At 72.0% G+C, this 19806-nt stretch carries 16 protein-coding genes and 2 pseudogenes; 8 read left to right on the forward strand and 10 right to left on the reverse strand.

The annotated features are described in order from the left end of the window. Positions 1 to 145 precede the first annotated feature (145 nt). The 3 genes and pseudogenes from ACIQMV_RS21695 to ACIQMV_RS21705 all read left to right on the forward strand — a co-directional run. Positions 146 to 571: a hypothetical protein gene (locus tag ACIQMV_RS21695; RefSeq protein ID WP_402594763.1), complete on the forward strand. Its 426-nt coding sequence runs from the start codon at positions 146 to 148 to the stop codon at positions 569 to 571. Further along, the gene (locus tag ACIQMV_RS21700) at positions 568 to 2151 is read left to right on the forward strand and encodes a multicopper oxidase family protein (protein WP_402594765.1); all 1584 of its coding nucleotides are present in this window, start codon (positions 568 to 570) and stop codon (positions 2149 to 2151) included. The genes ACIQMV_RS21695 and ACIQMV_RS21700 overlap by 4 nt, the downstream gene beginning before the upstream one ends. Before the next feature lie 365 nt (positions 2152 to 2516). Further along, positions 2517 to 2912, forward strand: a pseudogene (locus tag ACIQMV_RS21705) (site-2 protease family protein); the annotation flags it as partial. Positions 2913 to 3516: 604 nt separating this feature from the next. On the opposite strand, the gene ACIQMV_RS21710 reads toward ACIQMV_RS21705, so the two are convergent. The 8 genes and pseudogenes from ACIQMV_RS21710 to ACIQMV_RS21745 all read right to left on the reverse strand — a co-directional run. Further along, positions 3517 to 4539 (reverse strand): metallophosphoesterase, encoded by a 1023-nt coding sequence (locus ACIQMV_RS21710; RefSeq protein ID WP_402594767.1) that lies wholly within the window; start codon positions 4537 to 4539, stop codon positions 3517 to 3519. A gap of 129 nt (positions 4540 to 4668) precedes the next feature. Beyond that, complete coding sequence (locus tag ACIQMV_RS21715) at positions 4669 to 5880, reverse strand: glycosyltransferase 87 family protein (RefSeq protein ID WP_402594769.1); 1212 nt, start codon at positions 5878 to 5880, stop codon at positions 4669 to 4671. Next, complete coding sequence (gene mptB / locus ACIQMV_RS21720; protein ID WP_402594771.1) at positions 5877 to 7265, reverse strand: polyprenol phosphomannose-dependent alpha 1,6 mannosyltransferase MptB; 1389 nt, start codon at positions 7263 to 7265, stop codon at positions 5877 to 5879. The genes ACIQMV_RS21715 and mptB overlap by 4 nt, the downstream gene beginning before the upstream one ends. A gap of 144 nt (positions 7266 to 7409) precedes the next feature. Further along, positions 7410 to 8822: an aspartate ammonia-lyase gene (gene aspA / locus ACIQMV_RS21725; protein ID WP_141364962.1), complete on the reverse strand. Its 1413-nt coding sequence runs from the start codon at positions 8820 to 8822 to the stop codon at positions 7410 to 7412. Positions 8823 to 8859: 37 nt separating this feature from the next. Next, the gene (locus tag ACIQMV_RS21730) at positions 8860 to 9912 is read right to left on the reverse strand and encodes an asparaginase (protein WP_402594859.1); all 1053 of its coding nucleotides are present in this window, start codon (positions 9910 to 9912) and stop codon (positions 8860 to 8862) included. A gap of 11 nt (positions 9913 to 9923) precedes the next feature. Further along, on the reverse strand, positions 9924 to 10601 hold the full coding sequence (locus ACIQMV_RS21735) for a FadR/GntR family transcriptional regulator (protein WP_401780871.1): 678 nt from the start codon (positions 10599 to 10601) through the stop codon (positions 9924 to 9926). An 86-nt stretch (positions 10602 to 10687) separates the two neighbouring features. Next, entirely contained in the window at positions 10688 to 11059 is a 372-nt protein-coding gene (locus ACIQMV_RS21740) for a DUF1330 domain-containing protein (protein WP_402594773.1), read from the reverse strand. A 268-nt stretch (positions 11060 to 11327) separates the two neighbouring features. Then, positions 11328 to 11531: pseudogene (locus ACIQMV_RS21745) on the reverse strand (DUF664 domain-containing protein); the annotation flags it as partial. Between the two features lie 298 nt (positions 11532 to 11829). Between ACIQMV_RS21745 and ACIQMV_RS21750 the strand changes: the two are divergent. After that, positions 11830 to 12972: a chitinase gene (locus tag ACIQMV_RS21750; RefSeq protein ID WP_141364959.1), complete on the forward strand. Its 1143-nt coding sequence runs from the start codon at positions 11830 to 11832 to the stop codon at positions 12970 to 12972. 91 nt (positions 12973 to 13063) lie between these two features. Here the strand turns inward: ACIQMV_RS21750 and ACIQMV_RS21755 are convergent, their stop codons facing one another. Together ACIQMV_RS21755 and ACIQMV_RS21760 are read right to left on the reverse strand one after the other, a co-directional pair. Next, on the reverse strand, positions 13064 to 14038 hold the full coding sequence (locus tag ACIQMV_RS21755; RefSeq protein ID WP_402594775.1) for an ROK family protein: 975 nt from the start codon (positions 14036 to 14038) through the stop codon (positions 13064 to 13066). A gap of 32 nt (positions 14039 to 14070) precedes the next feature. After that, positions 14071 to 14862: a GntR family transcriptional regulator gene (locus ACIQMV_RS21760; protein ID WP_402594777.1), complete on the reverse strand. Its 792-nt coding sequence runs from the start codon at positions 14860 to 14862 to the stop codon at positions 14071 to 14073. A 292-nt stretch (positions 14863 to 15154) separates the two neighbouring features. On the opposite strand from ACIQMV_RS21760, the gene ACIQMV_RS21765 reads away from it, so the two are divergent. From ACIQMV_RS21765 to ACIQMV_RS21780, 4 genes are all read left to right on the forward strand, one after another. Next, the gene (locus tag ACIQMV_RS21765) at positions 15155 to 16309 is read left to right on the forward strand and encodes a Gfo/Idh/MocA family protein (RefSeq protein WP_402594779.1); all 1155 of its coding nucleotides are present in this window, start codon (positions 15155 to 15157) and stop codon (positions 16307 to 16309) included. Then, positions 16306 to 17337, forward strand: coding sequence for a sugar phosphate isomerase/epimerase family protein (locus ACIQMV_RS21770; RefSeq protein WP_402594781.1), 1032 nt, complete (start codon positions 16306 to 16308; stop codon positions 17335 to 17337). The genes ACIQMV_RS21765 and ACIQMV_RS21770 overlap by 4 nt, the downstream gene beginning before the upstream one ends. A 94-nt stretch (positions 17338 to 17431) precedes the next feature. Continuing rightward, positions 17432 to 18826 carry an ABC transporter substrate-binding protein gene (locus ACIQMV_RS21775; RefSeq protein ID WP_402594782.1) on the forward strand — a complete coding sequence of 465 codons (1395 nt, stop codon included), beginning with the start codon at positions 17432 to 17434 and terminating at the stop codon, positions 18824 to 18826. After that, entirely contained in the window at positions 18823 to 19806 is a 984-nt protein-coding gene (locus ACIQMV_RS21780; RefSeq protein WP_402594784.1) for a carbohydrate ABC transporter permease, read from the forward strand. Before ACIQMV_RS21775 ends, ACIQMV_RS21780 begins: the two co-directional genes overlap by 4 nt.

Raw genomic sequence — 19806 nt, forward strand, 5'->3', positions numbered from 1 at the left:
CCAAGTCACCCCGTGGAACTCGACATTGGGGTTGCGCCCCAGAGTCCCCGGGCGGTTCGATGACCCGGGTTCTACGACTGTGTACGCCTGTGTGCCCTTCCCGTGCCGCACATCCCTCAAATCGACAAAGAGCTGAGGCATCCGTATGTCCTTACGTCGTTCCCTTCTCGCCGTCCGTGTGGTCGCCCTGCTTCAGTCCGTGCTGCTCCTCGCCCAAGTCGCCCTGGCCGGAGGCTTCCTGGGCGGGCACTTCGACATGCTGGAGATGCACGGCATGCTGGCCCGCGTGATCGTGGGCGTGGCCATGGTGCTGGCTCTGGCCGCCTTCCTGGTGCGCCGGGCGGGCGGCCCGTCATCGCTCCTCGGCCCCTCGGTCCTCCTGCTGATCGCGCTCCTCGGCCAGGTGGTGCTCGGTGTGAAGCACAGCGTGCCCGCCCACGTGGTGCTCGGGGTGACCATCGTCGCGGCCACGGCGATGCTCACCCAGCGCGTGATGAGCACCCCGCTGCCACCCGGTGACTCCCCCGGTACGCCCGACACACCGCCCCGTGAACCGGAGTTGGTCGCGTGAGACGACGTACCTTCCTGAACGCGGGTGGCGCCGCCCTCGGCGTGGGAGCCGTGACCCTGGCGAGCCTGCCCCTGCTGCGCTCCTATTTCAGCGAGGGCAAGCCCGGCCACCTGCTCGGCAGCACGGCGGAACTGCCCCGGCCCTACCAGGTGCCCCTGCCCGTGCCGCCGCTGCTGGAGCCCGCCTCCAGCAGCGGCACCACGGACGCGTACGACATCACCCAGCGCGTGGCCGAACTGGAGATCCTGCCCGGTCTCAGGACGAAGGCCTGGACGTACGGCGGTACGTTCCCGGGGCCCACCATCGTCTCCCGTTCCGGGCGGCGCACCGTGGTACGGCACCGCAACGAGCTGGACCAGCCCGTCGTCGTGCACCTGCACGGCGGGCACACCCCGGCGGCGAGCGACGGCTACCCGACCTCGCTCATCCTGCCCGCCAACGGCTCCTACGACGCCCACCGCGCCGTCCAGGACATGGCCGGCGGCAAGCACGGCATGTCCGTGGACCACGGCGCGATGGATCTCGCCGAGGGGGTGCGGAGCTACACCTACCCGTTGAAGCAGCGCGCGGCGACGCTCTGGTACCACGATCACCGCATGGGGTACACCGGGGCGAGCGTGTGGATGGGGCTGGCCGGGTTCCATCTCGTCCACGACGACGAGGAGGACCGGCTGCCGCTGCCGAGCGGCGAGCGTGACATTCCGCTGATGATCACGGACCGGTCCTTCGCGGAGGACGGATCGTTCCGTTACCCCATGGTGGATCCGGGATTTCACGCTCCAGGCGTCACCGACGCCTACATGAACGGCGTACTGGGTGACGTGGTGCTGGTCAACGGAGCGCCGTGGCCGGTGCACGAGGTGCAGCGGCTGCGCTATCGCCTGCGGTTCCTCAACGCCTCCAACGCCCGTGTGTACAAACTGGAGTTGGACCCGCAGCCCGAGGGCGGTGACGCCTTCGGGCAGATCGGCGGCGACGGCGGGCTGCTGTCCTCGCCCCGCTCCCACGACGCGTTGGAGATCGCACCCGGCGAACGCTTCGATGTCGTCGCCGACTTCTCCCGGTACCGCGCGGGCACGAAGGTGCGTCTGCTGAACCGCTTCGGGGACGGCACGACCGCCGAGGTCATGCGCTTCGACGTGGGGTCGGGCTCACCCGAGGACGACACGACGGTGCCGGAGAAGCTGAGCGAGGTGGTCGCGCTGGAGCCCGGTCGGGCCGCGGTCACCCGGGACTTCCACTTCCGTGGCTCGGTCGAGGGGTGGACCATCAACGGCCTGGGGTACCAGCCGGGCCGTGCTCTGGCCAGGCCCGGGCTGGGGCAGACCGAGGTGTGGCGGTTCACCACCAACTTCCACCACCCGGTCCATCTCCACCTCAACCACTTCCAGGTGGTCTCGCGGAACAACGGGGAGCCGGGGGCGTACGACCACGGCTGGAAGGACACCGTGTCCCTGCGTCCGGCCGAGGCCGTGGAAGTGGTCGTCCGTTTCACCGACTACACCGGCCCCTTCATGCTCCACTGCCACAACCTGGAGCACGAGGACATGGCCATGATGGGCGACTTCGTCACCGAGTAGCACCCGCACGCCGGCGGCCGGCCGCCATGTGTCCCACGGACCTGGACGGCCGGCCGCCGTACGCCCGCGACGGCCATCACTGCCGGGATTCGGATGGATGTTTCCTTTCGTTGGTCTGTGGCGGACCCTGGAAGGAGGGCGGGGGTACGGCCGGAGGGCGTGACCTGTCGGCGGTGATGGGAATGAAGGGTTCGATCCGGATCGGAAGCATCCGAGGGCTGGCGATTCAGGCTCACTGGAGCGTGCCGCTGGTCATGCTCTTCTTCGCGTACGGTCTGGCCAGCTGGACGCTGCCCCGGTATGAGGCGGGCCTGGCACCGGTCGTGTACGCGGCCGCCGGGGTCGTCGGTGCTTCGCTGTTGCTGATGAGTCTGGTGGTGCACGAGGCCGCGCACGCGCTGACAGCCCGCAGGGCGGGGATAGCCGTGCGGGACGTGACGCTGTGGGCGCTCGGCGGACTGACCCGGATGGACCGGCCGACGACAGCACGCACGGCGTTCTCGGTCGCCGTGAGCGGGCCGGTCGCCAGCCTGCTGCTCGGCGGTGTCTGGCTGGGCGCGGCGGCCGGCGTGGACGCCACGACGGGATGGCGGATTCCCGTTGCCGTGCTGAGCTGGCTGGGCGGCACGAACCTGCTGCTGGGTGTCTTCAACCTGCTGCCCGCCGCACCCCTGGACGGAGGGCGGCTGGTCCAGGCCGTCGTGTGGTGGCGTACGGGGGACCGCGAGCGGGCCCAGCGGGCGGCCGGTCGCAGCGGACAGGTCGTGGGAATGGCGCTGGCCGCCGGCGGGTGGGTGGTGCTCCTGAGGGGCACGACCGGCGGCTTGTGGCTGATGGCCATCGGTCTGTTCGTAGCCGGTACCGCCGCGACCGAACGGCGGTGGGCCGAGCTGGTCACCGCCCTGCGTGGCGTACGGGTGGGGCAGACGATGACCACTCCGGTGGTCACCGGGCCGGACTGGCTGACCGTGGGCAGCTTCCTGTCCGAGGTGGCCGCCCGGACAGGGCACTCGGTGGTGCCGCTGCTGGACTTCGACGGTCACCCCAGCGGCCTCCTGCAACTGCGCCGGCTGACCACCGTACCGCCCGGGCAGCGGGAGCGCCTGCGGGTACGGGACCTCGCGACCCCGCTGTCCCGGTGCACTCTCGCCGCACCCGACGAGCTGCTGAACTCCGTACTGGAGCGCCTCGGCGCCGCGGGCGGTGGACTGCCCATCCTGGTGATGGACAACGGCCGCCTCGGCGGGATCGTCACCGCGCACGACATCGACCGCTCCCGCCGACGCTACCGAGACCCGTCGGCCCACAGGGAGCACCCGGCGTAAGAGGCTGGGCGCTCCCTGTGTGGTGTCCCCCGGAGGGGACTCACTTCGTGTGAGTGAAGGGCACCCGGGTCCAGCTCAGGACCTGCTTGCTGCCCGGATCGATCGTCACCTTCAGCCAGTTGCCGACGTCGGTCGAGCCGTCGATGGTGACCCGGTGGAGGTTGGGTGCGACGGACGTGACGCCGTAGAAGGACAGCCACTGGGAGCCGGTGTCCAGCGGCTTGTCGCTGGTGTAGACGTGGCTGTCGCCGTTGAAGAGGTACACCGGGCCCCGGAACCTGGCCGACTCCTCGGCGATCGCCCTGACGATCGGCTGGAAGGCGTAATAGTCCGCGAAGGACGGGTCGGTGACCGTCGGATCGAACATGTCGGCCTGGGTGAGCAGGACGACGGCCTTGTTGTGCTCGTGCGCGGCGGCCGCGAAGGTCTCGCGGATCTCCTGCACCACGGCGGCCGTACGGCCGAGCACCTCGGCCGCCTGCTCCGGCGTGGCCGAGGTGTTGCCGGTCCACGGCGCCATGCTGTTGTTACTGCCGACGATGTGCAGGGCGGCGAAGGCGACGTTCGCCCGGGTGTACCGGACGTCCTCGGGGTAGCCCTGGTCGGCCTGCGAGGTCACCCGGACGCTGTTGCGGCCCAGTGTCCGGCCCGGCTGGGGGAAGAAGACGTCGCGGATGGCGGCCAGGCGGTCCAGCGGGTCGTAGCTTCCGTTGTTGGGCCGGTGGCAGTCGGTCCACTCGTTGTCGCCCACGGTGTAGACGAGCGGGTCCTCGAACGTGTCGAAGTCCGACTTGATCAGCTTGAAGTAGTCGTCACTGCAGACGGTGGAGCCGTTCTTGATGTCGCCGATGTGGTGGACGAACCGTACGTCGGGATCAGCGTTGATCTGGCTGATCACCTTCGGGAAATCGGCGATCTGGCTGTCCCCGTAGGGGATGTCGCCGATCACCGCGAAACTGAAGCGGCTGTGCCCGGGGTCGGCCGTGGCCGACTGGTTCGTCAGGGCGAAGGCGAGGGCGCTCAAGGCCAGTACGACGGATGCCGCGCGACGCCACGATCTCATCGAAACCTCCTGGTGGTATGCGGCAGCACTGTTCTGCCCGGGGCTTAACTCCGTCTCGAACCGGGATGAGGGAGGGATGAACGGGCGCCGTACACCAAGATCGTCCGGTATCTGTGCCGCGGGCATGGCCTACGGCCGCGTCGTGTACGGGCGGGCGTGTGGCTCGCCGGGCGCGGGTTCTGCGGTGCTGCCGGCGAGGGGCCGGCTCGTGGTGTGGGGCCGACCGGCCGGCAGGGTCAGCAGCAGGCCCAGGGTGATCCACACATAGGTGTTGCTGCCGAGGAAGCCGCCGAGTCCGGAGGAGTCGTCGAACCACAGCCAGACCACGCTGCTGCACAGCAGCCCGTACAGGACGGCCGCGGTCCGCAGGCGGCGTGCGCGCACCAGCACCGCGAACGACGGCAGCAGCCAGACGAGATGGTGCACCCAGGTGATCGGGCTGATCAGGCAGGGGACAAGTCCCGTGAGGGCGAGGGCGGCCGGCCAGTCACCGGCGCGCAGGGCCCGGTGCGTGCGCCACACCCAGACCGCCAGGACGAGGACGACGGCCAGGGCCCAGACGGCACGGCTGGGTTCGCCGGGTGCCGCGAGCCGGGCGAGAACGCCCTGGAGGGACTGGTTGGAGACGTAGTCGAGGCGGCCGACGCGGGTGGTGTCCCAGACGGCGTGCGTCCAGTAGAAGCGGGACGCGCCCGGTGCCGCCCAGGCCGCGAGAACGGTGGCGACCACGGTGACGGCGGTCGCGACGGCGGCGGCCCGCCAGCGCCGGGCGAGCAGCAGCAGGCCGATGAAGACGGCGGGCGTGAGCTTCACGGCCGCGGCGAGCCCTATGCCCGCCCCCGCCCAGCGGCCCCAGCGACCACGTCCGCCGGACAGCAGCCAGCCGTCGGCGAGCACGAGGGCCAGCAGCAGGAGGTTGACCTGTCCGAAGCTGATGGTGTCCCGTACGGGTTCGAGCAACGTCAGCGCGCAGGCCGCCAGGGCCCAGCCGAACCAGCCGTGGCGGCACAGTTCCCGGCCGACGAGGATCCACAGCACGGCGGCGACGGCGACGAGATCGAGCAGCAGCGCGGCCGTGATCGCCGTGTTGAGGCCGACGAGTGCCATCGGCAGCATGCTCAGGGCGGCGAACGGCGGGTAGGTGAAACCGTAGGTGGTCCCCGGCACCTGGTAGTCGTAGATACGGCCGCCGTGATGCACCCAGGCGTTCACGGCGCCGTAGTAGACGCGCAGGTCGAACCAGCCGCGCAGCAGCGGCACGGTGGCGGTGAAGACGGTCACGGCCACGGCGAGGCACAGGACGAGGACGAGTCGTCCCCTGTCGGTGCGCGGCAGTCTCACGCGGTTCCTCCCAGCACCGGTGCCTGAGCCGTCTGGTGGGCCTGCCACAGGACGACCAGGGCGAGCGCGCCGCCGGAGACCGCCAGGGCCACCTGGGCGAGGTCCGGCGGGTCGCCGCTCGGCAGTACGGCGAGCGCGAGGACGGCGGTCGCGGCGGCCACCCGGTGGCGGACGGAGGCGCTGGGCGCGGCGGCGGCGATGAGGAACAGGCCCCACAGGGCGTACCAGGGCCGGATCGCCGGGCCGAGGACGGCCACGGCGGCGAGGCTCAGGCCGAGCGCGTAGATCGGGCCGGGGCGCAGCCGGAGCCAGATGAACAGCACGGCGGCCGTGGTCGCGAGAAGTCCCGCCGCGTGCCAGACCGGGGTGGCGAGGGGCGCGAGGCCGCTGCCCAGTTGTGCGAGGACGTCGCCCGTGACCCGGCCGAGGACGCTGGTGGGCGACCAGTTGTGCGGGGAGACGGGTGTGCGCAGGGCCGCTATCCAGCCGTATCCCGTACCCGTGAGGGCGGTTGCCATGACGGTGGTGGCGAGCGCGACGGCGGTGGTCATGGCCACCGCGCGTGCCAGTCCGGTGTGCCTGCGCAGCGCGATCACGGCCAGCAGGCCGAGCGCGGCCGGTGCCTTCACCAGCGCGGCGAGCGTGATCAGGACGACACCGAGGACGTGCAGGCGGCCGCGGGCGGCGAGCAGTCCGATGCCGAGCAGCCCCAGCATGATGGCGTCGTTGTGGGCGCCGGCGACCAGGTGCAGCAGCACCAGCGGGTTGAGGGCGCCGAGCCACAGCGCGGCGGCGGGATCGGCGCCGCACTGCCGGGCGAGCCGGGGCAGTGCGACGGCCATGAGGGCCACACCGAGCAGTGCGACCAGCCGCATGCCGATCAGGCCGGCCGGCAGCTCCCCGCGGGTCAGACCGGAAAGAGCGGAGGCGACGGCGAGGAAGACCGGACCGTACGGGGTCGCGGTGTCCCGCCACACCGGCGCGACCTCGGCCGCGAGCGGTCCGCCGAGTTGCGCCGGCCCGTGCGTGTACACGTCGAGATGGGCGTCGACCATGGCGCCCTGCGCGAGGTAGCTGTACACGTCCCGGCTGAACAGCGGCGGCGCCAGCAGCAGCGGCGCCGCCCACACGGCCAGGACGAGCAGCAGGGCGCGGGGCGTGGGCGGCTCGGGGCCGCGGATCACCCGGCCGAGCAGCGCCCACGCGGCGATCAGCAGAACGACCCCGAAGTACACCCCCACCAGTCCGAGCGCGGCGCGCCCGGACTCGGGAGAGACCAGATCCGCGACCGGCAGGGCCCCGGCGGTCTGACCGCCCAACGCGAGGAAGGCGGTACCGGCCAGGCCGAGGGCCTGGCAGCGGCGGAGATCGACGGGGAAAGCCATGGCCAACACTCGGGAAGCGTGTCAACGCCTGGTGGCCGGAAGGCGACGCACGCCCCTCGGCCGGACGGCGCGCGCATGACCGCCGTGTGAGCGGCGCGCCTGCCCCGGTATGAGCAGGTGCCGACTCTCCGGGCGGGTGGTGGCTCAGACCTCCGGCGAGCCGCTGCCCGCGAGCACCTCGGGCCGCAGCAGCGACTCAAGGCGTTCGGCCGGGAGCAGGCCCTTCTCCAGGACGAGTTCGGCGACGCCGCGGCCGGTGGCCAGGGCCTCCTTGGCGATGCCGGTGGCCGCCTCGTACCCGATGTACGGGTTGAGGGCGGTGACCAGGCCGATGGAGTTCTCCACCGCGGTCCGCAGCTGCGCCGTGTTGGCCGTGATGCCGGCCACGCACCGCTCGGCGAGGGTCAGGCAGGCGTGCTCCAGGTGCGTGATGCTCTCGGAGAGGGAGTGGAGGATGACCGGCTCGAAGGCGTTCAGCTGGAGCTGACCGGCCTCGGCGGCCATGGTGATGGTCACGTCGTTGCCGATCACCTCGAAGGCGACCTGGTTGACGACCTCGGGGATCACCGGGTTGACCTTGCCGGGCATGATGCTCGAACCGGCCTGCACCGGCGGCAGGTTGATCTCGCCCAGGCCCGCGCGCGGCCCGGACGACAGCAGGCGCAGGTCGTTGCAGCTCTTGGAGAGCTTGACGGCGATCCGCTTGAGCACGCCGGACATCTGCACGAAGGCACCGCAGTCCTGGGTGGCCTCCACCAGGTTGGCGGCCGTCACCAGCGGCAGGCCGGTGATCTCGGCGAGGTGGCGGCGGGCCGACTCGGCGTATCCGGCGGGGGCGTTGAGACCGGTGCCGATCGCCGTGGCGCCCAGGTTGATCTCGTGGATCAGTTCGACGGCCTCCGCGAGCCGGAGACGGTCCTCGTCGAGCATGACCGCGAACGCGGAGAACTCCTGCCCCAGCGTCATCGGCACGGCGTCCTGGAGCTGGGTGCGGCCCATCTTGAGTACGTCGCGGAACTCGACGGCCTTCCCGGCGAAGGCGTCCTGGAGTACCGCCATCGCCTTGAGCAGGCCACGTACGGCGAACACCGTGGCGATCTTCACGGCGGTCGGGTAGACGTCGTTCGTGGACTGGCCGAGGTTGACGTCCTCGTTGGGGTGCAGGTGCTGGTACTCGCCCTTGGCGTGGCCGAGCAGTTCCAGCGCGCGGTTGGCGACGACCTCGTTGGCGTTCATGTTGGTGGAGGTGCCGGCGCCGCCCTGGATGACGTCGACGACGAACTCGTCGTGCAGCTTGCCGTCGCGGATCTCGCGGCAGGCCTCGACGATGGCGGCGGCCTTCCGCGGCTCCAGGAGGCCGAGTTCCTCGTTGGCGAGGGCGGCGGCCTCCTTGACGGCGGCGAGGGCGTCGATCAGGTGCGGGTAGGCGGAGATCGGCGTCCCCGTGATGGGGAAGTTCTCCTTGGCGCGCAGGGAGTGGATGCCCCAGTACGCCTCGGCGGGTACGTCGCGGTGGCCGAGCAGGTCGTGCTCGCTGCGGTGGGCTGCGGCGGTCATGGCTGTGCGGATCCTCTTTCGGAGGTGGGCGGTGCGGTCAGGCGGACGTTCGGGAGTGGGGGCCGCCCCCGCCCGAGCGGAGCCGGGTGCCCGGGGCGGGATCGAGCGCGCGGGCGGGGCGGACGCTGCCGACCGGTCGGCCGCCGCCGAGCAGAGGCTCCCCGGCGAACTCGGCGAGCGCGGCCGGGTCGACCCCGGCCCGGGCGAGGGCCGCGGCGGCGACCGGGACGCGCGCCCGGTTCGCTCCGTCGGCGATCTTCACGGCGACGGCCCGGCCGTCCGGCAGCGCGGCGACCTGGACGCCCTCGAAGCCGTCCTTGGCGAGCAGCCCGGGCACGGCGCGCATCAGTGCGGCGACGTCGCGCCCGGAGCCGGAGGCCGTCTCGGCGTGCTCGCGCATGGCGTCCGCCACTCGCGCCTCGCGGGTGCCGGCCGGCGCGGTGGTGATCCGGGCCGCGGCGCGCGCGAGCCCGTGCAGCGAGACGGCGAACAGCGGCGCTCCGCAGCCGTCGACGGTCACGCGGGCGATCGCCTGCCCGGTGAGGTCCTCGACGGCCTCGGCGACGGCCCGCTGCAGCGGGTGGCCCGGGTCGAGGTAGTCCTCCAGCGGCCAGTCGTTGAGGCGGCAGGTGTAGAGCATGGCCGCGTGCTTGCCGGAGCAGTTCTGCGCGAGCCGGGACGGCAGGCGCCCCTCGCGCACCCAGGCGTCGCGGACGACCGGGTCGTACGGCAGGTCGGGGACGTTGCGCAGATCGTCCTCGGTGACTCCGGCCAGCTCCAGGATGCGCCGGGTGCCGGTCAGGTGCCGCTCCTCCCCGGAGTGGCTGGCCGCGGTCAGCGACAGCAGTTCCCCGTCGAGCGGCAGCCCGGCCCGGAGCATCGCCACCGCCTGGACCGGCTTGAGCGCCGAGCGCGGGTAGAAGGCGGCCTCGATGTCGCCGAGTTGCAGCTCCACGGCTCCGTCGGCGCCGAGGACGACGACCGAGCCGTAGTGGATGCCCTCGACGACCCCGCCGCGGACGAGGTGGGCGACGGGGGCGTGCAGGGGCTCCCGGATCACAGGGGCCCCGGCCACCGAACTTCCGTACATCACTGCCTGGTTCATGCCTCGGGTCCGTCTTCGGTGGGGGCGTCCGTGCGGGTCGGGCGCATGATGTCGGTGAGGGTCGTCTCGACGCGGTCGAGATGGTGGGTCATGGCCTGCACCGCGTCGTGCTCGGTACCGTCGATCAGTGCCTCGACGATCGCCCGGTGCTCGCGGTTGGACTGCTCGCGTCGGCCGCCGAGTTCGTTGAGGAAGGCGGACTGGCGGGCCAGCGCGTCCCGGATCTCCTCGATCACCCGGCGGAAGACCGGGTTCTGGGCGGCTTCGGCCACGGCCAGGTGGAAGACGGTGTCCATCGCGACCCAGGCCGTGGTGTCCGTCTCCTGCTCCATCCGGTCCAGGAGGTGGGCCAGGTGGTCGAGGTTCTCGGCGGTGCGCCGCCGCGCCGCGTACCCGGCGACCGGGATCTCGACGTGGCGGCGCACCTCCAGGAGGTCGCTGGCCGCGTAGTCGCCGAAGGTGGGGTCCTCGACGGCGTCGGCGACGACGAAGGTGCCCTTGCCGGTCCTGGAGACCGTGAGCCCCATCGTCTGCAGGGCCCGCAGGGCCTCCCGCAGCACGGGCCGGCTGATCTCCAGGGTGCGGCACAGCTCCGCCTCCGAGGGGAGCTTGTCGCCGATGGCGTAGTCACCGCGCTCGATGGCGCCGCGAAGGTGACCGAGCACCGCTTCCATGGCGCTGACGCGCCGGGGCCCCGGACCACCTGTCTGGCTGTCTGACAGGTTCACGGGGTGATCCTGCGGGTGACGGGGCCGGCCTGTCAAGGCGTGCCCGAATCCGAGGGCTGCTCGGCGGGCAGCGCCGCCCGCATCGCCTTCGCGGCGCCGGTCGGGTCGTAGTCCTCGGGGACACCGGGGACCAGGATGATGTCGCCTTCGATGTGCCGCGAGCGCAGCGGTGCGATCTCCTGGTACGCGGGAGAGTCCCACCAGGCCCGCGCCTCGGCGATCCCGGGGAAGGAGATCACCACGACGTGCCCGGGCCAGTGGCCCTCCTTCACCTCGTGCCGCGTGGCGTGTACGAGGAAACGGCCACCGTACGGCTCGAAGGTGGCGGAGATGCGCTCGATGTACTCGGCGATCTCCGGGTGCGGAGCAGCCTCCTGCAAGTGAGCTATGGCATAGGCGGGCATGTCGTCCTTCCGGCCGGTCGGGCTCTGTTGCACCTGCGATCCTGGCAGGTGGGAGCGCTGGGAGCGATGACCTGACAGGTAAGTGCCGGCCGCACGCACGGGGAGGGACGAGGCCGCCACCACGGGTTCGTGCACCGCACCCGTCCGCGAGTCATGGTGTGCCGGGCCTGCTCTGCCTCGGCGCCACCTGTACCGCGCTGACAGCCGGAGAACTGCGCCGCGCGGACCGCGCCGCTGCCCCGGCTGACGTCATGCAGGACGCGCGCCACTGCCCCACCCGGCCGTCGATGCACTCGCGCAGCAGATCGGCGTGCCCGCAGTGGCGGACGTGCTCCTCGATCCGGTGAACCCACAACTCCCGGACAGAGTCGCCGTCGCGGGCCACCCGCCTGCCCGGATCCGTGTACTCGTCCAACACCGCATCGGTCGCCGCCTGTTCGCGGGCCACACCGATGAAGGTCCCATCCACCAAGCCCTATTCGCCGACGGCCCCTTCCCTGCGGCTCGTGGCGACGGCGTGGCCGTCGCCCCCCTCGGTCGCCCCTCGATTATCGGCCAGATGTCATGTACAGCTCTTGACCGCATTGGTTTAGACCTTTAGATTCCAGGCCGTCAGGCCCCTCCCACAGCGCCGGGTTGAGTGCTCGTGTGGCAACGACGCTCTTCGCCGGCGCGCAGTCGTCCCCCACCCTCGCGGCCGCCCCGAGCCCCACCGGAGCCCGGCGGCCACGTCGTCACTCCATCGCCTCTTCCTCAGGAGCACACTCCTCATGTCCACCCCCCACCCCGGTACCAGCCTCCGCAGACGCTCACCCCTGGCCAGGCTCACGGTCAGCGCGGTGCTCGCTCTCGCCCTCTCCGCTCTGTTCGGCGTCTCGCCCGCCTGGGCGGCGGACGGGCAGATCACCGGCCTCGCGGGCAAGTGCGTCGACGTCGCCGCCGCGAGCAACGCCAACGGCACGGCCGTCCAGCTCTACGAGTGCAACGGCACGAACGCCCAGAAGTGGTCCAACTCCGGTGACGGAACCCTGCGGGCGCTCGGCAAGTGCCTCGACGTCGTCGACCGCAGCACGGCCGACGGAGCCGCCGTCCAGCTGTGGGACTGTTCCGGCGGAGCGAACCAGCAGTGGGTCGTCACCGGCGCTCGCGACATCGTCAACCCGGCCGCGAACAAGTGCCTCGACGTCCGGGACAACAACAGCGCCAACGGCACCCGCCTGCAGATCTGGACCTGCACCGGAGGCGCCAACCAGAAGTGGAACGCTCCCGCGAGCGGCGGCGGCGGCAACCCGTCCGGATTCGTCGTCTCCGAAGCCCAGTTCAACCAGATGTTCCCGAACCGGAACTCCTTCTACACGTACAGCGGCCTCACCGCCGCGCTCAGCGCCTACCCCGGCTTCGCCGGTACGGGCAGCGACACGACCAAGAAGCAGGAGGCGGCCGCGTTCCTGGCCAACGTCAATCACGAGACGGGCGGCCTGGTCTACGTCGTGGAGCAGAACACCGCCAACTACCCCCACTACTGCGACTGGAACCAGCCGTACGGCTGCCCCGCCGGGCAGGCGGCCTACTACGGCCGCGGGCCGATCCAGCTCAGCTGGAACTTCAACTACAAGGCTGCCGGCGACGCGCTCGGCATCGACCTGCTCAACAACCCCTGGCTGGTGCAGAACGACGCGTCCGTGGCCTGGAAGACCGGCCTGTGGTACTGGAACACCCAGTCGGGTCCCGGCACCATGACCCCGCACGCCGCCATGGTCAACGGCGCCGGCTTCGGGCAGACCATCCGCTCGATCAACGGCTCCCTGGAATGCGACGGCAGGAATCCCGCCCAGGTGCAGAGCCGCGTGGACGCCTACCAGCGCTTCGCCTCCATCCTCGGCGTGAGCCCCGGTAACAACCTGTACTGCTGAGCGGTTTCCTTCCTCCGGAAGGCGGGGCGTGGACCGATGCAGTTCCGGTCCACGCCCCGCCTGCTGCCGGCGTCAGAAGCCGCACGCGGCGTCAGGAAATCGACGCCGTGAGCCCCCTGAGTGCCGGCAGTGCCGCGGCGCCGATCAGGCCGGCGTCCGGGCCGAGGGCGGCCCGGTGGATGGGCGGCGGCGCGGGGCGGGTGCGGGTGGTGTGGGCGTAGGCCTCGCGCAGGGCGGTGTGCAGCGGTCCGTCGCCGGTGCCGAGCCCGCCGCCGAGCACGATCGCCGACGGGTCGAGAACGCGGACGAGCTGGCCGAGTACCGCGCCCAGCGCCTGTCCGGCGGTCGTCAGGACCCGGGCCGCGGCCGGGTCGCCGGACCGGGCCAGGGCGGTGACCTCACGGGCGCCCGGTACGGGTGAGCCGCCGCAGGCGGTGCGGCGTGCGCCGATGCCGCGGCCGGAGCAGTACTGTTCGAGGTTTCCGCGCCAGTCCGGGTCCACGGAGGCCGGGACCTCCAACTCCCCCAGGGCGATGGCCTCCCCGCGCCGTCCGGCGACGGGCCGCCCGTCGAGAACGAGGGTGGAGGACAGCCCCGTACCCAGGGAGACGTAGAAGAAGTCGGGAAGGTCGCGGCCGACTCCGTGCCGCGCCTCGCCGAGCGCCCCGCAACGCGCGTCGGAGCCGACGGCCACCGGCAGGCCGGGCGCGGCCTCGGCGGCGAGTACGGCGGCGGGCTGGACGTCCCAGGCCAGTACCTCACGGCTGGTCAACATGCCGTCGGCGTCGACGTATTCGGGAAATCCGGCACCCAGAGCGGTCACCGTGACGCCCAGCCGGGCGGCGTCGTCGAGGAGGGCGCGGGCCGCCCGGGCGGTGCCGGCCAGACCGGGGTCGCGCAGTCCTCCCTCGGCGGCGGTGGCGGTGGGCACTTCACGGCGGTGCAGCAGGGTGCCGTCGGCGGTGACGAGTCCGGCGGCGATCTTCGTGCCGCCGACGTCCAGGGCCGCGACGGCGGCACGGCCGGACGGTTCCCCGGCGGGCGCCGGGATCGGGCTGGTGTTCACGGGAGTTGGCCTTCGCCTGGGATGCGGTGGGGTCAGTCGGAGCTGCGGTGCAGGGTGGCTTCGAGGCGGTAGGCGTCGCCGCGGTACACGGCCCGGCCGAGCAGCACCGGGGTGTCGTTCTGGTCGTAGGTGACCTCCTCGCCGACCAGGACCGGGGTGCCCGGCGGCACCCGCAGCAGTTCCGCCTCCAGGGGCTGGGCGCCGTCGGCGCGCGCGGTGTACGTGCTGTGCATGACGCGCACCCCGGCCCTGGCCTCCAGCTCGGCGAAGAGCGAACGGTCCGTCAGATCGGCGTCCTCCAGTGCCCGAGCGCGGGAGCGCACCAGCACCGTGGTGTCCAGGCACACCGGTACGTCGTCCAGGCCGCGTACCCGGACGATCTCCAGGACCTCGGCGGCGGGTGCGATGCGCAGCCGGGCCGACTCCTCGTAGCCGGCCGGGCGGACCTCGCGGCGCAGCAGCCGTGCGGTGGCGGTCAGGCCCCGGGCGCGGGCGATGTCGGTGAAGCTCTTCAGCACGCTGGGCGGCTCACTGACCACGTCGGTGGCGACGAACCAGCCGCGCTGCGGGGAGGAGTGCACCCGGCCCTCGTCCTCCAGCAGGGCAAGGGCCTGGCGCAGGCTGCTGCGGCTGACGCCGACTCGCTGGGCCAGTGCGCGCTCCCCGGGCAGTTGGCTGCCCGGGGCCCATACCCGGCGGTCCAGCAATTGCCCGAGTGCGCGGCGGGCGAGCTGGACGGCCGGACCTGCGGTCGCGGCGGGCGAGCTCACGGCGGTGGCGGGGGCGGGGACGGATGGTGAGGCCGTTGCGTCATGCGTGGTCACGGTCATGGACCGTACCAGAGCAACCAGTTCATGGACCAGATCAAAATCTGGTCCAAACACTGGACTGACTGGACTGAAGTGCGTCATGATCCCCCCACGCCGAAATTCGGAAGCCCCTCTTCCGTTCCCCGGCGTGTGCCCGCCTGCCGGTGCACGGGGCCACCGCCGGCCCCTGCCTCCAACAGGCCGCAGGGCCCAGCCCGATGGCACGCCCCCGACACCATCACCCGCGACACCACTCATCCGCGACCGCGACAGCACACCGCGCCGCACCCGAGCCGAGGGAGCCTCGATGCCGTCACATCCACCGGTCCGTCTCGCCGTCATAGGCGCAGGAACGATTTCTCAGTCGGTCCACCTCCCCGCCGTCCAGCGCCTGGGCGCGCTGTTCGAGACCACGGTCGTGTGCGACCTGTCCCCCTCCCGCGCGGCGGCGGTGGCCGCCCGCTGCGGCGTCGGCGTACGGGCCACGCACAGCTATGAGAGCGTGCTGGCCGACGACACCGTCGACGCCGTACTGCTGGCCACCCCCGGCACCCACGCGCAGGCCGCACGCGCCGCGCTGGAGGCCGGAAAGCACGTCCTCGCCGAGAAGCCGCTGTGCCTGACCGTGGCCGAGGCCGAGGAACTGGGCGCGCTCGCCGAGGCCAGGGGCCTGGTGCTACAGGTCGGCTACATGAAGATGTACGACCCGCTCACCGAGGTCGCCGCGGCCGAGCTGGCCGAGCTGGACACCCCGCGCACGGTCCGGGTCACCGTGCTGCACCCCGCCGACGAACCGCAGGTGGAGCATCTGCGGCTGGCCCCGCCGACCGACGACGCGGACCTCTCCGTGATCGCCGAGTCCCTCGCCTACGAGGACGCGCGCACCCTGGACGCCCTCGGCGAGGTACCGGCCGAGCTGGGCCGCTACTACCGGGACGTGCTGAACGGCTCGGTGATCCACGAACTCTCCGTACTGCGCGCGCTCGGCTTCACCCTGCCCACCGCATTCGACAGCGCCCAGCTGTGGCCGTGGCCGGTCGAGGGCGAACCGCCGTGCCTGCTGGCCACCGCGCCCCTGGGCGACGGCGCCCAGCTGGTCCTCAACTGGAACTGGCTCCCGGATCACCCCGAGTACGGCGAGGAGATCGCCGTACTCGCCCGCGACGGCCGGCTGCGGCTGGACATGGCCGCGCCCTACCTGGTGGACGTGCGCTCCACCCTGCGTGTGGAACGCGCCGAGGGCGCGCTGCGCCGCGACACCACCGCGCGGCACGGCTACGACACCGGGTTCGTGCGCCAGCTGGAGGAATTCGCCGCCGCGGTGCACGGTGAGGCACCGGTCCGCTCCGGCGCCGCCGGGGCTGCCGAGGACGTGCGCTGTCTCCAGGCGCTGGTCGCCGCGCTCGCCGCGCGGGCGGGCGTCGCGGTCGGCGGCGAGGCCGCGAAGGGGGCCGTCGCATGACCGGCCGCACCACGGGCTCCGCCGTGAACCCCGACACGGACTACGCCACGCACCCCACCACGACCCCTGGCACGCACCTCTCCGGCAGCCTGCCGGACGGCATCCTGATCGGCAACGCGCCGGTGAGCTACGGCGTGTACGGCAAAGGCGCGGGCGGACCCGGCTCCTCCCCCGGCGCCCTGCTGGCCTCCATGGCCGAGGCCGGCTACCACGGCAGCGAACTCGGCCCGCCCGGCTTCTTCGGCACGCCGGAGCAGACCGCCGCGCTGTTCACCGAGCACCGCCTGGCCGCCGTCGGCGCCTACATCCCCGTGCACTACGCCCTCGGCGACGACGTCGTGGAGCACGACGTGGCCCGGATGGAGCAGACCTGCCGCGAACTGGCGGCGTGCGCCGAGGCCGCGGGCACCCCCGCCGACCGGGCGCCGCTGGCCATCCTGGCCGACGAGGGCAGCCAGACCCTGCTGCACCACCCCGCCCGCCCCTGGGACGACCGCTCGCTGGCCCTGGACGAGGCCGGCTGGGAGCGTCTGGCCCGGCTGTCCGAGCGCGCGGTGGCGATGGCCCGCTCCTACGGACTGCGCCCCTCCTTCCACCCCCACATCAGCACCTATGTGGAGTCGCCGTGGGAGGTCGAGCGGCTGCTGGAGCTGACCGAGGTCGGCCTCACCCTCGACATCGCGCACATCCAGCTGGCCGGCGGCGACCCGGTGGAGTGCCTGCGGGCCTGGCGCGAGCGCATCAACCACGTGCACGTCAAGGACGTACGGATGGCCGTGCTCGCCGACGCCAAGGCCGCCGGCCGCACCGACTTCGACGAGTGGTGGGCGGACGTCTGCGTGCCGTTCGGCGAGGGCGACGTCGACATCGACGCCTTCCTGGCCGAGCTGCTGCGCGGCGGTTACCGCGACTGGCTGCTGGTCGAGCAGGACCGGGCACCGACCCCCGCCGATCAGTACCCGCAGGTCGCCGCCGAGCAGGCGGCCAACTACGCCTGGCTGGCCGCGAAGGTGGCCGCCCACTCCTGATCACCCGGCTGCCCCGGGGGCGCGCGGCCCGACCGCCGCGCCTTCCGGGCGCCGTTCCCGGTCCGCCCGCGGGCGGGCCCGAAGTGGAGCAAGGATGAACAAGCTGCGTTGGACCGGGGCCGCGGGGCTGGCCCTGACCGGGCTGCTGGTCTCCGGGTGCGGTGTCCCCGGAGCCGGCGGCACCACCGCCTCGTCCGGCGTCACCGGACCGCGGATCACCCAGCCGGTGACCGTCCAGGAGGTGGCCAAGCCCGGGCCCACCACCCTGCGCGTGCTCGCCGACTCGGGCGAGGACGCCACTCTCAAGGCGCTCGTGCCGATGTACGAGAAGAAGTACCCCAACGTCAAGGTCGAGGTCGTCACCAAGGGCTTCGACGACCTGATGAAGACCGTCGTCAACTCGATGTCCGGCACCGACGCGCCCGACCTGGTGCAGGGCAACCAGGGCTACGGCACCGACGGCCCGCTGGTCAAGGCCGGGCTGATCCGCCCGCTGGACGACGTGATGCGCGCCTACGGCTGGGAGAACACCTTCACCGACGGCGCCCTCAAGCAGTACCGCTGGACCCCCGACGGCGCCGTCTTCGGCTCCGGCAGCCTGTACGGCATCTCTCCCGCCACCGAGTACGTCGGCGTGTTCTACAACACCGACAAGCTGGCCGAGCTGGGTATCGAGCCGCCCACGACCTACGCCGAGTTCACCGACGCGCTGGCCCGCGCCAAGGCCGCGGGACAGCAGCCCATCATGCTGGGCAACTCCGAGAAGTACCCCGCCAGCCAGGTCATCGGCCTGGTCCAGGCGCAGAACGTGCCCAGCCGCGACATCCGGTCGTGGATCAGCGGGGTCCCCGGCGCCACGATCGCCGACCAGGGCACCGAGGCCGCGGCCCGTACCGTGCAGGACTGGGCGAAGCGCGGCTGGTTCGGCAACGGCTACGACGGCATCAGCTCCGACGACGCGGTCGCCAAGTTCAGCCACGGTCAGGGCGTCTTCCTGGTCGCCGGTTCCTGGAACGCGCCGGCTCTCCAGCAGAGCATGAACGGCCATGTCGGCTTCACCCTGCCCACCCGGCCCGACGGCACCCGCGCCACGGTCGGCTCGCTCGGCCTCGGCTGGCACATCAGCTCCAAGACCCAGCACCTGCCCGCCGCGGTCGCCTTCCTCGACATGCTGATGAGCGACCGGTTCGCGCAGACCCTCGCAAACGTCGGCCGCACCCCGGTCACGGGCCAGGGCACCGTCAAGGCCGACAGCAAGGTCGTCGACCAGGTCAACGGCATCGGGCTCAAGCTGCTCGCCGACGACGGGCAGAACTTCTACCTCGACTGGGCCTCCACCACGATGCTCGACACCATCGGCTCCAGGACCCAGGACCTGCTGGCCGGCCGCACCTCCCCGCGCGGCTTCGCCGAGGGCCTGCAGAACAACTGGCTGGCGTTCCAGAAGCAGCAGCGCCAGGACGCGGCAGCCGCCGGAGGCACCCCGTGACCGCGGCCCCCCTCTCCGGACGGGCCACCGCCACCGAGCCCGCGTCCCCCGCACCGGTCCACGCCGACCACGAGCCACCGGCCCGCCGGAGACGGCACGGCCTGCGCGCCTGGGCCGGACGCCAGTACTGGCCCGCCCTCTGGTACCTGCTGCCCGCCGCCATCGTCTACACGCTGTTCGTGCTGCGGCCGCTGGGCCAGACGGCCTGGATCTCCCTGTTCCGCTGGGACGGCCTCACCGAGGGCCGCTGGGTGGGGCTCGGCAACTACCGCGCCCTGCTGTCCGACACCCGTATCCCCGCCGCGATCGGCCACTCGCTGGAGTTCGTGGTCTTCTACGCGCTGCTGCCGGTCGCCCTCGGCCTCTTCCTCGCCGCCCTGATGTCCCGCATCCGGGTGTACGGACTGAGCTTCTTCCGCGCGGTGCTGTTCCTGCCGCAGATCCTGGCCACCGTGGTGGTCGCCGTCTCCTGGCGGTGGGTCTACGACATCGACGGGCCGCTCAACGCCGCCCTGCGCGCCGTCGGCCTCGGCTCCCTGGCCCGCGCCTGGCTGGGCGACTACCACACCGCCCTGCCCTCGGTCGGCCTCGTCGGCACCTGGGTGATGTACGGGCTGTGCATGGTGCTCTTCCTGGCCGGCACCCAGAAGATCCCCACCGAGCTGTACGAGTCCGCCCGCATCGACGGCTGCGGCCCGGTCCGCGAGTTCTTCACCGTCACCCTGCCCGCGCTGCGCGGCGAGATGTCCATCGCCCTGGTCCTCACCATCACCTACGCCCTGCGCAACTTCGACCTGGTGTGGAACACCACCACCGGCGGCCCCGGCACCTCCACCACCGTGCCCAGCGTCTTCATCTACCAGGGTGCCTTCCTCACCCACGAGGTGGGCGGCGCCGCCGCGATCAGCGTCTGCCTGACCGCCGTGGTGCTGGTGGTGACCGGGCTCGTCATGCGCCTGGTGCGCGGAAAGGAGGGCTGA

The sequence above is a fragment of the Streptomyces sp. NPDC091412 genome, assembly GCF_044756885.1.
Classification (GTDB): Bacteria; Actinomycetota; Actinomycetes; order Streptomycetales; family Streptomycetaceae; genus Streptomyces.

Coding starts and splice junctions, on each gene's coding strand:
- ACIQMV_RS21710 (WP_402594767.1), bottom strand. CDS start 4,539: ATGAGATCGTGGCGTCGCGCGGCATCCGTCGTACTGGCCTTGAGCGCC.
- mptB (WP_402594771.1), bottom strand. CDS start 7,265: ATGGCTTTCCCCGTCGATCTCCGCCGCTGCCAGGCCCTCGGCCTGGCC.
- ACIQMV_RS21770 (WP_402594781.1), top strand. CDS start 16,306: ATGACCGGCCGCACCACGGGCTCCGCCGTGAACCCCGACACGGACTAC.
- ACIQMV_RS21765 (WP_402594779.1), top strand. CDS start 15,155: ATGCCGTCACATCCACCGGTCCGTCTCGCCGTCATAGGCGCAGGAACG.
- ACIQMV_RS21735 (WP_401780871.1), bottom strand. CDS start 10,601: ATGGAAGCGGTGCTCGGTCACCTTCGCGGCGCCATCGAGCGCGGTGAC.
- ACIQMV_RS21740 (WP_402594773.1), bottom strand. CDS start 11,059: ATGCCCGCCTATGCCATAGCTCACTTGCAGGAGGCTGCTCCGCACCCG.
- ACIQMV_RS21750 (WP_141364959.1), top strand. CDS start 11,830: ATGTCCACCCCCCACCCCGGTACCAGCCTCCGCAGACGCTCACCCCTG.
- ACIQMV_RS21730 (WP_402594859.1), bottom strand. CDS start 9,912: ATGTACGGAAGTTCGGTGGCCGGGGCCCCTGTGATCCGGGAGCCCCTG.
- aspA (WP_141364962.1), bottom strand. CDS start 8,822: ATGACCGCCGCAGCCCACCGCAGCGAGCACGACCTGCTCGGCCACCGC.
- ACIQMV_RS21775 (WP_402594782.1), top strand. CDS start 17,432: ATGAACAAGCTGCGTTGGACCGGGGCCGCGGGGCTGGCCCTGACCGGG.
- ACIQMV_RS21695 (WP_402594763.1), top strand. CDS start 146: ATGTCCTTACGTCGTTCCCTTCTCGCCGTCCGTGTGGTCGCCCTGCTT.